The sequence below is a fragment of the Zobellella maritima genome (assembly GCF_003075035.1).
Lineage (GTDB): Bacteria > Pseudomonadota > Gammaproteobacteria > Enterobacterales > Aeromonadaceae > Oceanimonas > Oceanimonas maritima.
Genome location: NZ_QCZE01000004.1, coordinates 110,451 through 125,232, shown reverse-complemented (window position 1 = coordinate 125,232; position 14,782 = coordinate 110,451). Strand labels below are relative to the sequence as shown.

The window sequence follows — 14,782 nt, the reverse complement described above, 5'->3', positions numbered from 1 at the left end:
GGCTCAAGTTACATACTTTACTGACAATTTAGCTGTAGTAATTCAGACAGGATCTGACAGTTACCGACTTTTCTTTCTGTGTTTGTCAGATCTCAGCCCCCAGATATTTTTCACGCCAGACTGATTTGCCATCTAGCAGCGTTGCCATCGGTGTCCGGCCACAGCACACTTTTCCTTGATGGGTTCGTTCATGGTTGTAGTACTCCAGCCAGATATCCAGATCTTGTTGCAGTTCCTCAAGCTGTAGACCCTCTTTCTGAAGGTCACTTGGTTGAACTCCTGTAATATCGTCTTGTGGAAGCACTCACAGATACCATTGGTTTGGGGGAACGGGTTTGCTTATAGAACCCTGACTTCTGTCTCGAAATGCTGCGTCATTTGTATCAGTGATTTAATTGTTTGATCAGGCAGTTATCCTGACGAAAGTCGCCGTAACTCGGTCAGGATCTTCCCGCAAAATGATACCTGGCCAAGCCCGGCATGACGGAGGTTAAAATACAGTGATGTTTTCAGCCGTTGAGTTTAGAGCCGATCTTTAATGAAACGGGTATCAGCCGGCCACCGTTCGCTGAATGGCCTCTACCACCGCCCGCAGACCGTTGCCCCGAGAAGGGCTCAAGTGCTGCAGCAGCTGCAGTTCGGCGAAATAAGCCTCCATATCGAAGGCCTGGATCTGCGCGGACGTCTTGTTGCTGAGCGCGGCCAGCACCACCGCCATCAGGCCCTTGACGATGCGGGCATCCGAATCGCAGTGAAATTGCCAGACGCCCTGGTCATCCTGTTCACTCACCAGCCAGGCCTGGCTTTCGCAGCCATGGATGGCGTTCGCCTCGATCCTGTGCTCGGCGGGCAGAGCAGGCAACTGCTTGGCCAGGCTGATTAGCGTCTTGTATCTGGTCTCCCAGCCGTGGGCGGCCTGTAGCAGGCTGCGGATTTCGGTGTCGGTAATGGTGTGGCCGAATGGCTGCATCAGAAGAACTCCCGGGCTTTGTTGATACCGGCCAGCAGGGCCGCTATTTCTTCATGGGTGTTGTAGAAGGCCACCGAGGCACGAATGGTGCCTTGCTCCAGCCCGAGGGAACTCATCAGCGGCATGGCGCAATGATGGCCGGTGCGCAGGGCGATACCCTGCATATCCAGCAGGGTCGACAGATCCTGGGGATGCACCTCGTCCATTACGAAGGACACAGCCCCGATCCGCACATCGGGCCGGCCGATGATGCGTACCCCGGGGATGGCGTCGAGGCCTGTGGTCAGGGCCTCCAGCAAACTGTGTTCATGTTGGGCCAGGGCTGGGCGATTGAGGCCGGTCAGGTAATCCACCGCGGCACCCAGGGCGATGGCACCGGCGATATTGGGGGTGCCGGCTTCGAACTTGAAGGGCAGGCGGTTGAAATGGGTTTGCTCGAAGCTGACCTGGCTCACCATTTCGCCACCGGTCTGCCAGGGTGGCATCCGCTCGAGCAGCTCTTTCCTGCCGTAGAGGCAGCCGATGCCGGTGGGGGCGAACATCTTGTGGCCGGAAAAGGCATAGAAGTCGCAGTCCAGCTCCTGAACATCCACCGGCAGGTGGCCCATGGCCTGGGCGCCGTCCACCAGGGTCACCGCCCCCACGGCCCTGGCCATGGCGATCAGCTGCCCGACCGGATTGACCACGCCCAGCGCATTGGACACCTGGCTGACGGCCAGCAGCCGGGTACGGGTGCTGATCAGCTGCTCGGCGGCCAGCACATCCAGATCCCCGGAGGGGGTGAGCGGGATGACCCGTATAACGGCGCCGGTGGCCGCCGCCACTTGCTGCCAGGGCACTATGTTGGCGTGATGCTCCAGGGTCGTCAGCAGGATTTCATCGCCCGCCTTGAGCTCATGCATGCCCAGGCTGTAGGCCACCAGGTTGATGGCTTCGGTGGTGCCCTTGGTCCAGATAAGCTGTTCGGGGGAGGGCGCGTTGATGAAATGCTGCAGCTTGATACGCGCTGCCTCGAAGGCCCGGGTGGCCTGGGCGCTCAGGGCGTGGGAGGCGCGATGCACATTGGCGTTGGTATCCCGGTAGTAGTGATTGAGGGCATCGAGCACCGGCTGGGGCTTCTGGGTGGTGGCGGCATTATCCAGATAGACCAGCGGATGGCCGTTGACGATCTGGGCCAGGGTGGGGAAGTCGCGTCTGAGGGTGTTGATGTCCGGTGCCATGTCTATGTTTGTTGGAGGATCACTACCCGGGATCATGGGCCAAAGCGATGGGGATGACAAGACGCCCTTCACCCCTCCGCCCCCAGCCGGTAGAATGAGCAGCCCTGTTCAGCTGTCGGAATACCTATGAAACTCAATCCACACCAAGACGAAGCCGTGCGTTATATTGGCGGACCCTGCCTGGTGCTGGCCGGCGCCGGCAGCGGCAAGACCCGGGTAATCACCAACAAGATCGCCTATCTGGTGCGTCAGTGTGATTACAAGGCCCGCCATATCGCTGCCGTTACCTTTACCAACAAGGCGGCGCGGGAAATGAAGGAGAGGGTGGCGCAAACCCTGGGTAAGGGCGAGGCCCGGGGACTGATGGTGTCCACCTTCCATACCCTGGGGCTGGATATTATCCGTCGGGAGCACAAGACCCTGGGCCTCAAGGCCGGTTTTTCGCTGTTCGATGACCAGGATCAGCTGGCGTTGATCAAGGAGCTGACCGAGCAGCAGCTGGATGGGGATAAAGACAAGATTTCCCGCCTGCTCGGCACCATCTCCAACTGGAAGAATGATCTGGTGCTGCCGGCGCGGGCGGCCCGGCTGGCCACCGATCCCGAAACCGTACTGTTTGCCCAGTGCTACGAGCGCTATCAGCGGCAGATGAAGGCCTACAATGCCCTGGATTTCGACGATCTGATCCTGATGCCCACCCTGCTGCTCAAGACCAACAGCGAGGTGCGGGCCTTCTGGCAGAACAAGATCCGTTACCTGCTGGTGGACGAATACCAGGATACCAACACCAGCCAGTACGAGCTGGTCAAGCTGATTGCCGGAGAGCGGGCCCGCTTTACCGTGGTCGGCGACGATGATCAGTCGATCTATTCCTGGCGGGGCGCCAAGCCCCAGAACCTGGTATTGCTGCAGTCGGATTATCCCAACCTGAGGGTGGTCAAGCTGGAGCAGAACTACCGTTCACGCGGGCGTATCCTGCAGTGCGCCAATATCCTGATTGCCAACAACCCCCATGTGTTCGAGAAGCAGCTGTTTTCCGAACTGGACTACGAGGCCCCGGTACGGGTGCTGACCGCCAAGCACGAAGAACACGAGGCGGAGCGGGTGGTGGCCGAGATCATGGGCCACAAGTTTATGAACGGCACCCGCTTCGGTGATTATGCCATCCTCTACCGGGGCAACCATCAGTCGCGGATCCTGGAAAAGACGCTGATGACCAACCGCATTCCCTACAAGATCAGCGGTGGGACCTCGTTTTTCTCCCGCGCCGAAATCAAGGACATCATGGCCTATCTGCGGCTGCTGGTGAACCCGGATGATGACAATGCCTTCCTGCGGGTGGTCAATACCCCGCGGCGGGAAATCGGCCCCACCACCCTGGAAAAGCTGGGAACCTATGCCAACAACCGGGGCAAGAGCCTGTTCGCCGCCAGCTTCGAGCTGGGGCTGGAACAGTCTCTGACCGGTCGCGGCCTGGTCGCGGTGCGTGCCTTCAGCGACTGGCTGGTACGGGTCGGTGACCAGGCCCTGCGCGGCAATGCGGTCGAGGCGGTGCGCGATATGGTCAAGGATATCAACTACGAAGAATGGCTCTATGAGAGCTCGCCCAGCCCCAGGGCCGCCGAGATGCGCATGCAAAATGTCTCGACCCTGTTCAAATGGGTCAGCCAGATGCTGGAAGGCTCGGAGCTGGACGAGCCCATGACCCTGGCCCAGGTGGTGACCCGCCTGACCCTGCGGGACATGATGGAGCGGGGTGAAGACGAAGACGACGGCGAGCAGGTGCAGCTGATGACCCTGCATTCCTCCAAGGGCCTGGAGTTCCCCTATGTGTTTATGGTGGGTATGGAAGAAGGCCTGCTGCCGCACCAGAGCAGCATAGACGAAGACAATATCGAGGAAGAGCGACGGCTGGCCTATGTGGGCATCACCCGCGCCCAGCAGGAGCTGACCTTTACCCTGTGCCGGGAGCGGCGCCAGTTTGGCGAGCAGATCCGGCCCGAACCCAGCCGTTTTTTGCTGGAGCTGCCTCAGCAGGATCTGGACTGGGAGCATAACCGGCAGAAGCCGAGCGAGGGCGAGCGGATGCAGAAGGGGCAGGCCAGCATTGCCAACCTGCGGGCCATGTTCGGCAAGAAATAAAGCGATAAGCCATCAGCTGTAAGTAGCCTGAGTGATCTGCAGCAAAAGAGACAGACTGAAAGTCAACGTCGATAGTCGGGTTGCGCAACCATTCAAAACCACTCTGGTTTGACTTACAGCTTATCGCTGACCACTTAAAGCTTACAGCTATGGTTAGGGCAACAAAAAAGCCGCAAGCATGCGGCTTTTTACCAATACTGCCAGAAAGCGCTCGTTAGATAGCGTCAATCATGTAGTCGACTGCGTTGGCAATTTCTTCATCGGAGCAATTGCCACAGGCGCCCCGCGGCGGCATGGCGTTGAAGCCATTCAGCGCATGGCTCACCAGCGTTTCGCGACCTTTTTCTACACGAGGACCCCAGGCAGCGGCGTCACCCTTGATAGGAGCGCCGGCGGCACCGGTGGCGTGGCAGGCGGAACAGGCGGCATTGAACACGGCTTCGCCACTGCGCGGCTCGGCAGGTTCGCCACTGTTGCCGGCGGCGGCAGTATCGATAATGCCTTCCAGGTCGGCGGCAGTGTAGACACTGCCGACCGGCTTGGTGCGCTCGGCAATGGCTTCGGATGACATATCATTGGCGGCGTAGGCCATACCACTCAAAGAGGCAGCGGCAACGCCGGCAAGCAACAGATTTCTTAACAGGCTCACCTTATTATTCTCCCAGTTGGCTTCATTTTTTCCGTAAAACCCGGCGAGTATACCCCAAGTATCGGGGGCATTAAATGGCCCAGGTAAAGAGCCAGGCACCACTTTCAGCCATCCTGGCCTTGGGAGCCGGTCAGGATTTAACAGGCCGGAAGACTTGACCCTTTATGCTATTATGACGACTCTCTTTAAATAAAAGTTGTTGCCAGCAGTACGGAGCAAACAATACCAATGAATGACAACAGCAAGGCGCTGAATGAGCGGCCGGATAGCCCGCAGGTAATGGATCAGATCGATCGTATCGTTACCCTGTGGAAGCGCGCCCGCCCGGATCTGGATTTTAAAAGTACGGAAGTCATCGGTCGTCTGGTGCGGATGGAGTATTTTATCACCCGTCGGGTGTTGCTGGACCTGGCCCGTTATGATCTGAACGTGGGCGAGTTTGATGTGCTGGCTGCACTCAGGCGCCACCCTCCCTATTTTCAGCTGTCACCCAACCAGCTGCAGGCCATGGTATTGATTTCATCCGGTGCACTTACCAACCGTATCAACCGCCTGGAAAGTCGCGGCCTGGTTACCCGGGCCCAGGCTGATCATGACAGGCGTGGGGTGATTGTCACCCTCACCGAAGACGGATTCAAGGTGGTGGAAGAAGCGGTCAGGTTTCATCTGGCGGCAGAAGCCGAGCTGGCCGGGGCCTTGAGCGGTGAAGAGCAAGAGCAGCTTTCTGCCCTGCTTAAAAAAATGTTGTTGCTGGTCGAAGAATGAGCGCCGCCGGCTCCTCTATGGGTCGCCTTTTCCCCCTTTCCTGCTGATACTAAAAACAGGCTGCCTGTTTTACGGACTTGCCCATGACATCATGGCGGCCTTTTCCCCAAGGAGGTCAGGCAATGAAGCTTTATTACAAGTCCGGCTCCAGCTCGCTGGCCCCTCATATAGTGCTGGCCTGGCTGGGGCAGCCCTACGAACTGGAAAAGGCCAATACCCGGGATCCGGAGTTTCTTAAAATCAATTACATGGCAGCGGTGCCAGTGCTGATCACCGAGGATATGGGGGCGCTTTACCAGACCACGGCCATCCTGCGTTATCTGGCGCGGCTGCCCGAAGGGGAGTTTCTGGGCCCTGGAACGGATCCGGTGTTGCAATACCAGTGTGATTACTGGCTGAGTTTCTTCTGCTCGGACGTGTTCGGGGCCTTTGTGCCCTATTTCGCCCCGAGAAAATACACCAGGGATCGCAGCTATGCGGCTCAGGATGCCATCAAGGCCGCCGTGCCCGAACGGGTAGACCGGCTGTTGAAGCGGATGGACAACCACCTGGCCAGTCGCACCTACTATATGGACGAGCACAAAAGCATTATCGACGCCTACGGCTTTACCATGGCGTTCTGGGCGACCCTGGTGATGCCCAATGGACTGGAGCCCTATCCCCATTTGGCGCGGCATTTCCAGGACATGAAAGAAGATCCCGGGGTGCGCCGGGCGCTGGAGGAAGAGGGTCTGCAGTTTTAGGGAAGCGAAATACCCCTTAGTGCCGTGACACTATCATGGCTGTGCCAATCACGGTTGCCAGGGCTCCCAGCCAGGCGCCATTGGCGGGTCGTCGCTTCATCACCAGCCAGAGTAACGGCAGCACCAGTACCGGGCTGACCGAACTGAGCATGGCGACCATGCCCACTTCTCCGTAACGGAGGGCCAGCAATATCAGGGTCATGCCTACCCCCATCGCCAGAAAGGCATTCAACGCCACCATGCAGAACACCGGCCAGTTGATGCGGCGCAGGGGTTTGGCGAGCGAGAGCCCGCACCAAAGTAGTATCAGGTGGGCGAGAAAAGCCACCGTCATGCGGACGGCGGAGGCGGATACCGGATCCACCGAACCCTCCATGGTGGGTTTGACCATCAGGGTCGCCACCGACTGACACAGGGCCGACAACAGCCCCAGGCCGATGCCCGGCCAGGTGCTGCCGCTGTCCTGTTCCCAGGCGTGGGTCTCGTTGCTGCGCTTACCCATGAAGATGGCGGTCATTACCCCGCCGACCAGCAGGAAACAGCCGAACAGAGTCCAACCTGCAATTATCTCATCGAAAATAAGATAAGCCAGCAGGGCGGAAAACAGCGCATGGGTGGCAAACAGCACACCGGCCCGGCGGGGGCCGAGCCGGTTCATGGCGGCAAACAGCGCGGTATCGCCGATAAAAATGCCGATCAGCCCAGAAATCGCCATAATCGTTATGGAATCAGGGGTGAGTGTCGCCCAACCGCCGGTTACCAGGGCAGCCAGCCAGAGCATCAGGCTGACGCAGAACATGCGCCAGCGGGAAAAGGCGAAGGCCCCCAGGTGGCGGGCAGCATTGGCCGACAGCAGGCTGGCCACCGCCCAGCAGGCAGCGGCGGCCAGGGCAAGGTAATCATATGAAAAGGGCATGTATCACGACAAATCAGCGGGAAAGGCTCAGTCTAGCAAGTTTTATCACGCCGCCAAGGGAGATTTGCCAGCCATCGGCTTAGCGGGTTTAATAGCGGGCACCGCCGTCATCAACAAGAGTCACCATGCGCATACTGCACACCTCCGACTGGCATCTGGGCCAGCACTTCATGGGCAAAACCCGTTTCGATGAACACAAGGCCTTCCTGCATTGGCTGGTCGGGCAGGTGATGGCCCATGGGGTGGATGTGGTGCTGGTGGCGGGAGACGTATTCGATACCGGTACACCGCCCAGCTATGCGCGCGAGCTTTATAACGGCTTTATTGTCGAGCTGCAGCAAACCGGTGCCCAGCTGGTGATACTGGGCGGGAATCATGACTCGGTGGCCATGTTGAATGAATCCCGCAGCCTGTTGGGATGCCTGAATGTACAGGTGATACCGGGCCTGCAGGACCACATGGATCATCAGGTGCTGGTGCTGTCGGACAAAAACGGCCGGCCAGGTGCGGTATTGTGTGCCGTGCCCTTCATTCGGGCGCGTGAGGTGATGGCCAGCGAAGCCGGACAAAGCGCTGCCGACAAGCAGCAGGCCCTGCAACAGGCCATTGCCAGCCATTATCAACAACTGTTCGAGCGGGCGGAACAACAGCGCCGGCAGCTGGGGCTGCCGTTGCCCATTGTTGCCACCGGACACCTTACCACTGTGGGGGCCAGCAGCAGCGACTCGGTACGGGAAATCTATATCGGCACCCTGGAGGCCTTTCCCGCCAGCGCCTTTCCCCCGGCCGATTATATTGCCCTGGGTCATATCCACCGGCCGCAGAAGGTGGGCGGTCATGACCACATTCGTTACTGCGGTTCGCCCATCGCACTGAGCTTCGATGAGGTTGGGCAGCAGAAAGAGGTGCTGCTGGTCGAGGCGAACGGTGAGGGATTGCGGACGGTGACACCCTTGCCGGTACCGACCTTTCAACCGCTGGCGCGATTGCGGGGTAATCTGGACGAGCTGGCGGCAGAGATGAAGAAGGTATCGGACAACAGCGCAGTGCCGGTGTGGCTGGAAGTCACTGTGACCGGTGATGATTATCTGAGCGATCTGCAACCCAGGGTGCAGCAGCTGGCCGAGGGTTTGCCGCTGGACATCCTGCTGGTGCGCCGGCAGCAAACCCGGAGCGGGGACGGGCTGACGGCAGAGCGGGGCCTGACCCTGAGCGAGCTGACACCGGTGGAGGTATTCGAGCAACGGCTGGCGTCCGAACCCCTGGAGGCGGAACGGCAGCAAGCATTGAACACGCTCTATCATCAGCTGCTGGTGCAGATGGAGGAAGATGCATGAAGATCCTCAGCCTGCGCCTGAAAAACCTGAACTCCCTGAAAGGGGAGTGGAAAATCGACTTTACCGGCACCCCCTTCCGGGACAACGGCCTGTTCGCCATTACCGGCCCCACCGGCGCCGGCAAGACCACCCTGCTCGATGCCATCTGTCTGGCGCTCTATCACGAAACGCCACGCATCAAGACGGTGTCGGCCGCCGGCAACGAGCTGATGACCCGCCATACCGCCGACTGCCTGGCGGAGGTGGAGTTCGAAGTCAAGGGCGAAGGCTACCGCGCCTTCTGGAGTCAGCGCCGGGCCCGAGACAAGGTCGACGGCAAGCTGCAGGCGCCGAGGGTGGAGCTGGCCCGGCTGGACGGGACCATTCTGGCCGAGAAAGTCGGCGACAAGCTGAAGCTGACCGAAGCCTTGAGCGGGCTGGATTTTGGCCGTTTTACCAAATCCATGTTGCTGGCCCAGGGCGGTTTTGCTGCCTTCCTGCACGCCAATGCCAATGAACGGGCCGAGCTGCTGGAAGAGCTGACCGGCACCGATATCTACGCCCAGATATCAAGGCAGGTGTTCGAACAGACCCGGGAGCGCAAGGCGGAACTGGCACAGCGTGAGGCCAGGGCGGAAGGGGTGACGTTGCTGAGTGAAGAAGAACGTCGGCAGATAGTAGAAGAAGAAATCGGATTAGGGCAGGAGCTGACGGCGCGACAGCAAGAACTGCGGCAGGCCCGGGCGGCATGGCAGCGCCGGCAGGCATGGGATCGGTGCGAACAGCAGTTGGCCGGCGCCCGGCAGGAACGGCAACAGGCAGAAACGGCGCTGGCGCAGGCCGCCCCCCTACAGACGCGGCTGGATGCCGCTGGGCCTGCATCTCGGTTGAAGCCCGTCTGGCAGCAAGTGCAGCAAAGCGAAGCGCGTTTTAAAATACTGACCGCCCAGCTGGAGAGCCGTCAGAGCACCCTGAGTACCTTGGCGACGGAGCGTAACCAGTGCAGTTGGCAAGGCGTGTCGCTTGCGCGTCAGCATCACCAGGCCTTGTTGGCGCAGGACCAAGAGCTTGAGCAGGAGCAGCAACGACTGGCTCGGGCCATGGTCGCCAACCCGGCAGGTGAACAGCTGGGCGAGCAACTGGCGGGCTGGCGCGCCACCGTGGAGCAGCTGGCCCGGTTACAGCAACAGGGGAAGGGGCTGCAGGAGCGGCTGCAGAGCAATGACAAGCAGCAACAACAGACCGGGGCCGAGATCCGGCGACTAACACAACAACTGGGGGAGTCGGAGCAGGCCCGAAAGCAGGCGGAGCAGCAATACCGGCAACAACAGCAGGCGTTGGAGCAGCTGCTGGGAAATGACACCGAAGCCACGATGAAGGCCCGGCTGCAGCAGCTGCGTCGTGAGCTGCCCGCCTGGCAAGCCCTGCAACAGGGAGCCGACTGGTTACAGGATCAGCAGAACGAGTTGCAGCAGGAGCAGCAAAAGCTGGTCCGGCTTGAGACCGAGTGGATACAGGGCGAACAACAGCTGGCGCAAGTCCGCGAGCGGTATCGTCAGCTTAAGGAGCAGGTGCATGACAAAGCCCGGTTGCTGGAGCAGGAAAAGTTGATCCGTTCTCTTGAACAGCACAGGGAACAGTTGCAGCCCGGACAGGCCTGCCCCCTCTGTGGCAGCGAATCTCACCCGGCCATCGAAGCCTATCAGGCGCTGGATGACAGTACCGCCGAGGCGCTGGCCCAAAAGCAGACCGAACTGGAGGTCATGGAGCAGCAGGGCCAGCGGCTGAGTGGTCTGCAGGGGGAGCGCAAGTCGGCACAGGAGCAAACCCGGCAGCGAGTACAAAGTCTGACCGGGGCCATTGAGCAGCAGATGAGACGGCAAAACGAGACCCTGCAATCGCTGATATTGTCGGGATCCGACTGGGTAGAGCAACTGAGTGAGCGCCGGCAACAGCTGGCCCGGCTGGAGCAGCAAAGCGAACGGCTGGAGGCGGCCAAAACCGTGCTTAACGGGGTGGAGCAGGCAAGGCAGGCGGCCAGTAATCAGGTTGGTGAGTGTACGCATCAGCAACAGCTGCTGGAGCTGCAGCAGCAAAACCTGCAGCGTGAGCGGCAGCAGTTGGATAACGAGCTGCAGGTTGCCCGGCAACAGGTTGCGGAGCTGGAGCAGAAACTGATGACCGCCCTGGGTGAGCAGGGCCGGGGCCGGCCAGACGACTGGCACCTTTGGCTACAGCACACCGAACAGCAATGGCACCACTGGCAGCAGCAGCAACAACAGCAACGGCAGCTGGAGCAACGGCGTCAGCAACTGGCTACCGGCCTGGCCGAGGCGGAGCGCCAGTACCGGCATTGGCAACAGGGCTGGCAGGCGCTGGGGAAGCCCGAAGGCGAGCCGGTGGCCGCATCCAATCTTCAGAAAGCGTTGGATGAAACCGGTGCGCGACTGCAAACACTGAACGATGAACAGCAGCGCCAGGGTGCGGTGCTGGAACGGGAACGCCAGCAGCTGGCAGAGCTGGATACCGAGCTCGGCGATCGGCAGCGGCAATGGCAACAGGCACTGGCCCAAAGCGGCTTTGCCGATGAGGCGGCCTTTATGGCGGCGCTGCTGAGTGATGAACAGCGGGAGCAGCTGGAAGCTCGTCTCCGGCAGTTGCAGCAGGGTTTCGAGCGTGCCAGGACCCTGCTTGAGCGGGTGGAGCAGGAGTGGCAGCAGTTGGGCGAACAGCAGCCGGATCCCCTGCCGGTGCTGGAGGAGCGGGTAGCACAGCTGCAACAGGCGGAAAGCGGCCTGCTGCAGCGCCTGGGCGGGCTAGGGGAGCGGTTGGCGCGGGATCGACAGCAAAGGGAGCAGCAACAGGCGTTGTTTGCCGATATAGTGGCGCAGCGGCAGCAATTGCAGCTCTGGGAGCAGCTGAATCACCTTATCGGCTCGGCCGACGGCGCCAAGTATCGACGCTTCGCCCAGGGGCTGACGCTGGAGCACCTAGTGCTGCTGGCCAATCAGCATCTGATACGGCTGCATGGCCGTTACCGGCTGGCGCGCAAGGCCGGTGGCGAGCTGGAACTGGCGGTGATCGACACCTGGCAGGCGGACGTGGCGCGCGACACCCAGACCTTGTCCGGCGGTGAGAGCTTCCTGGTCAGTCTGGCACTGGCTCTGGCGCTGTCGGATCTGGTGAGCAGCAAGACCCGTATCGACTCGCTGTTTCTGGATGAGGGTTTTGGCACCCTGGATGCGGAAACCCTGGAAGTGGCGCTGGATGCGCTGGATGCGCTAAACGCCAGCGGCAAGATGATAGGGGTGATCAGTCATATCGAGGCGCTGAAAGAGCGGGTACCGGTGCAAATCAAGCTGAGCAAGAGTCAGGGACTGGGCCTGAGCCGGCTGGCGCCGGAATTTGCGGTCAGCGGTAAAGTGTGAGGCTGTCTTTTGGTCACAAATTATTGTCGCCTGCTTGGCATTGCGATCGCTTGAAGGACTGGTGGCCAAAAGCCAGGGCCAGGAGATAACAACAAAAAAGCCGGAGCTTGAGCTCCGGCTTTTCAGTACTACGGCGCTTATTATTCTGCAGTGATCAGTGCCGGAATCCCCGGCAGCATGCCCACGGCGGCCATGATGCCGAGCAGGATGACAAAGGTAATGCCCGGGATCACCCAGCGGTCCATCCGGCGCAGCTTTTTGCCGCGTTCCTTGTCGCCGATCAGCCCCAGGTTGTCGAGCAGCATGGTCATGGACCAGCCGAAGACCGGATTGACGAAGGCGGAGGCGAACACCACTATGCCGGCAGACTGACTGCTGGTGGTGTTGCGGGTCATCTGCATGCCGGCTTCCAACAGCGGCATGAAAACCCCCACGATCAGCGCTACCCGCAATACCGGTGCCCATACCGCCAGATCCATGGGGTAACCCCAGAGGGCGGCAATGATGCACATGATGCCGGTCAGTATGGCGCCGGCGGGGATGGGGCGCTTGGCGATGGCGGCGGGGATCATGTAGGTGCCCCAGGAAGAAGTGAGGTTGCCGCCACCCAGCAGGCTGCCCACCGCCTGGCGGACCGAGGCAATGCTCATGGTGTCATCCACGTTCATCAGCACCTTGTCGGCTTTTTTCGGGTAGTTCAGTTCCTGGAACACCCGGTGCCCCATGAAGTCAGGTGACCACATGGCCACTGCCAGCACCGCGAAAGGTGCCACGCTGATGAAGTGATGCAGCTCGGGCCAGCCCATCTGCCAGCCGGTGTTTTCACCCCACCAGTAGGAAGGAGAAAGGTGCGGCACGCCGGGCTCGGTGACGAACTCGAACGGTGCCCCCAGGGCGATGGCGATCAGGAAGGCGATGCCTGAGCCGAGCGGGATCGACAACCAGCGCATTTCCAGCCGCGCCAGCAGTGCATACATAATGATGGTGCTCAGGATCACCGCAAAGGCAATGTAGCCCATGTCCAGACCATTGGCCCAGGAGGTGAGCGCCTTGATTTGGCTGAGCAGTCCCACAGCACCCAGGTAAATCAGCAGACCGCCGCGTACGCCGTCGCTGGTCAGTGCCATCAGCTTGCTGCCGCCCTTGCTGATACTGAGCAGTAAACCAAACAAACCGACCAGCAGCCCCAGTGCCAGAGGGTGGCCACCGGAGGCGACGATCAGGGGGATGAGCGGGATCATGGGGCCATGAGTACCGGCCAGGTTGGCGGTGGGATTGATCAGCCCCGAGAACAGGATCACGAACAGCAGGGCGGCGATCAGCATTTCGAAGCGGACGTTTTCCACCACGAAGGCATCGGACAGTCCCAGGGGACCGGCGAAGGCGGCAACCACGGCGGCTACCATGACTATCTTGCCGATGGTGGCCGCCAGGGCCGGCACCAAATCTTCCAGCTCGAAGCTGTAGTCCTTGAAGGGAAGGTTCAGCCGCCAGCGTTTGGGGGACATGATAGAGAGCTCATGTTCCAGGTAGGCGGCACGGCTGTCGAAGTCGCGGCGTGGCCGACGCTGGGAGCGATAGCTTTGGGTGTTGGCATCTGACACGGTAATCTCCTTGATGATGGTCATCGTGCTGGTGTCATATCAGAGCCTCAGTATGTGGCGTGTTACGTACTTGTGGTATTGGACATAAGTATTAGAACATTAATTTAACAATTGTCCGGTGTCGGTATGTGGCTGCCGTCGAGCACGGTATTGATAAAGTTCTGCAAGGCGGGTGAGTGGTTGTTGGTGTTCCAGGCAAAGGACACCGACATGTCGCATAACGCCAGCTCGGGCATGTCGATAAAACTGACGCCGGGCGGCGATATCCATTTGCAGTCTCCGGGGACGATGGATATGCCCAGGCCTGCGGCCACCAGGCTGAGGATGGTGACATTATCCGCGCCTATCTGGACTACCTTGGGATAGAAACCCAGCTGGTGCATATAGGCAAGCATGCGGTCGTAATACACGGGCGACGAGCTGCGCGGCCCCCAGACAAAATTATACTGGCTCAGATGCGCGACTTTATCGGGCGGCGCGCCGACCAGGGGGGAGCACTCGGGCACGGCCAGCACCAGGTTGTCCTTGTGAAACATCCGGGCCCTTAAATAGTCCGGGCTGTTATCGTCTATATAGAGAAAGCCGGCGTCGATGGAGCCGTCTTTCAGTTTTTCGCTTTGGGGGCCGGACAACAGCGGAAAAACCTCCAAGGCCACCCGGGGATAGCGTTCCCGAAAACCGGACAGCACCTGCTTTATTTCCGGTACCCACAGATGGGCCACGGTTACCCCTACGGTCACCTTGCCGGTGACTCCCTGGCCGAGGGAGGCGATACGGGCGATGACCCTCTCCCTGTCTTCCAGCAGCTGTTTTGCCTCTTCGTACAGGGCCTTGCCGGTCACCGTAAGACGAATGCCCCTGGCACCGCGGTCGAACAGGCTGACCCCCAAATCGGCTTCCAGGGCGTGGATTTGACGGGTCAAGGCCGGCTGGGCGATATGCACCCTGCGGCTGGCCGCAGAAATGGAGCCTTCTTCCACTATGGCGACAAAATAACGTAACTGGCGAAAGTCCATTGGTTTCTTATCC

General features: G+C 60.0%; 11 protein-coding genes and 1 pseudogene. 5 read left to right on the top strand and 7 right to left on the bottom strand.

Features of this window, described 5'->3' with window-relative positions:
- Window positions 1-85 precede the first annotated feature (85 nt).
- The 3 genes and pseudogenes from DCS96_RS15855 to DCS96_RS15845 form a co-directional block, all read right to left on the bottom strand.
- Window positions 86-327: pseudogene (locus DCS96_RS15855) on the bottom strand (integrase core domain-containing protein); the annotation flags it as partial.
- 223 nt (window positions 328-550) lie between these two features.
- A complete protein-coding gene (locus tag DCS96_RS15850) occupies window positions 551-970 on the bottom strand; it encodes a SufE family protein (protein WP_116475373.1) in 420 nt (139 codons plus the stop codon).
- Complete coding sequence (locus DCS96_RS15845; protein WP_116475372.1) at window positions 970-2,190, bottom strand: aminotransferase class V-fold PLP-dependent enzyme; 1,221 nt, start codon at window positions 2,188-2,190, stop codon at window positions 970-972. Before DCS96_RS15845 ends, DCS96_RS15850 begins: the two co-directional genes overlap by 1 nt.
- A 126-nt stretch (window positions 2,191-2,316) precedes the next feature.
- Between DCS96_RS15845 and rep the strand changes: the two genes are divergently transcribed.
- On the top strand, window positions 2,317-4,332 hold the full coding sequence (rep, locus tag DCS96_RS15840) for a DNA helicase Rep (RefSeq protein WP_116475371.1): 2,016 nt from the start codon (window positions 2,317-2,319) through the stop codon (window positions 4,330-4,332).
- Between the two features lie 214 nt (window positions 4,333-4,546).
- On the opposite strand, the gene DCS96_RS15835 is transcribed toward rep, so the two are convergent.
- Window positions 4,547-4,924 carry a c-type cytochrome gene (locus tag DCS96_RS15835; RefSeq protein ID WP_408646015.1) on the bottom strand — a complete coding sequence of 126 codons (378 nt, stop codon included), beginning with the start codon at window positions 4,922-4,924 and terminating at the stop codon, window positions 4,547-4,549.
- 285 nt (window positions 4,925-5,209) lie between these two features.
- Here DCS96_RS15835 and DCS96_RS15830 point away from each other — a divergent pair, with 285 nt between their 5' ends.
- Together DCS96_RS15830 and DCS96_RS15825 are read left to right on the top strand one after the other, a co-directional pair.
- Window positions 5,210-5,746, top strand: a complete 537-nt coding sequence (locus tag DCS96_RS15830) for a MarR family winged helix-turn-helix transcriptional regulator (RefSeq protein ID WP_232818299.1) — start codon at window positions 5,210-5,212, stop codon at window positions 5,744-5,746.
- Window positions 5,747-5,868: 122 nt separating this feature from the next.
- Window positions 5,869-6,489 carry a glutathione S-transferase family protein gene (locus DCS96_RS15825; protein WP_116475370.1) on the top strand — a complete coding sequence of 207 codons (621 nt, stop codon included), beginning with the start codon at window positions 5,869-5,871 and terminating at the stop codon, window positions 6,487-6,489.
- 16 nt (window positions 6,490-6,505) lie between these two features.
- Here DCS96_RS15825 and DCS96_RS15820 read toward each other — a convergent pair whose 3' ends face one another.
- Window positions 6,506-7,405: a DMT family transporter gene (locus tag DCS96_RS15820; RefSeq protein WP_116475369.1), complete on the bottom strand. Its 900-nt coding sequence runs from the start codon at window positions 7,403-7,405 to the stop codon at window positions 6,506-6,508.
- A gap of 125 nt (window positions 7,406-7,530) precedes the next feature.
- Between DCS96_RS15820 and sbcD the strand changes: the two genes are divergently transcribed.
- Both sbcD and DCS96_RS18995 read left to right on the top strand, forming a co-directional pair.
- Window positions 7,531-8,742 carry an exonuclease subunit SbcD gene (sbcD, locus tag DCS96_RS15815; protein ID WP_116475368.1) on the top strand — a complete coding sequence of 404 codons (1,212 nt, stop codon included), beginning with the start codon at window positions 7,531-7,533 and terminating at the stop codon, window positions 8,740-8,742.
- Window positions 8,739-12,149, top strand: coding sequence for an AAA family ATPase (locus DCS96_RS18995; protein ID WP_116475367.1), 3,411 nt, complete (start codon window positions 8,739-8,741; stop codon window positions 12,147-12,149). Before sbcD ends, DCS96_RS18995 begins: the two co-directional genes overlap by 4 nt.
- 140 nt (window positions 12,150-12,289) lie before the next feature.
- Here the strand turns inward: DCS96_RS18995 and DCS96_RS15805 are convergent, their stop codons facing one another.
- Together DCS96_RS15805 and DCS96_RS15800 are read right to left on the bottom strand one after the other, a co-directional pair.
- A complete protein-coding gene (locus DCS96_RS15805; protein WP_116475424.1) occupies window positions 12,290-13,753 on the bottom strand; it encodes a DUF3360 family protein in 1,464 nt (487 codons plus the stop codon).
- 104 nt (window positions 13,754-13,857) lie between these two features.
- Window positions 13,858-14,769 carry a LysR family transcriptional regulator gene (locus DCS96_RS15800; protein ID WP_116475366.1) on the bottom strand — a complete coding sequence of 304 codons (912 nt, stop codon included), beginning with the start codon at window positions 14,767-14,769 and terminating at the stop codon, window positions 13,858-13,860.
- Window positions 14,770-14,782: the final 13 nt, after the last annotated feature.

Bases quoted from the DNA above. Each gene is read 5' to 3' on its own strand.
- DCS96_RS15850 (WP_116475373.1), bottom strand. From the start codon at position 970: ATGCAGCCATTCGGCCACACCATTACCGACACCGAAATCCGCAGCCTG.
- DCS96_RS15845 (WP_116475372.1), bottom strand. From the start codon at position 2,190: ATGGCACCGGACATCAACACCCTCAGACGCGACTTCCCCACCCTGGCC.
- rep (WP_116475371.1), top strand. From the start codon at position 2,317: ATGAAACTCAATCCACACCAAGACGAAGCCGTGCGTTATATTGGCGGA.
- DCS96_RS15835 (WP_408646015.1), bottom strand. From the start codon at position 4,924: ATGGCCTACGCCGCCAATGATATGTCATCCGAAGCCATTGCCGAGCGC.
- DCS96_RS15830 (WP_232818299.1), top strand. From the start codon at position 5,210: ATGAATGACAACAGCAAGGCGCTGAATGAGCGGCCGGATAGCCCGCAG.
- DCS96_RS15825 (WP_116475370.1), top strand. From the start codon at position 5,869: ATGAAGCTTTATTACAAGTCCGGCTCCAGCTCGCTGGCCCCTCATATA.
- DCS96_RS15820 (WP_116475369.1), bottom strand. From the start codon at position 7,405: ATGCCCTTTTCATATGATTACCTTGCCCTGGCCGCCGCTGCCTGCTGG.
- sbcD (WP_116475368.1), top strand. From the start codon at position 7,531: ATGCGCATACTGCACACCTCCGACTGGCATCTGGGCCAGCACTTCATG.
- DCS96_RS18995 (WP_116475367.1), top strand. From the start codon at position 8,739: ATGAAGATCCTCAGCCTGCGCCTGAAAAACCTGAACTCCCTGAAAGGG.
- DCS96_RS15800 (WP_116475366.1), bottom strand. From the start codon at position 14,769: ATGGACTTTCGCCAGTTACGTTATTTTGTCGCCATAGTGGAAGAAGGC.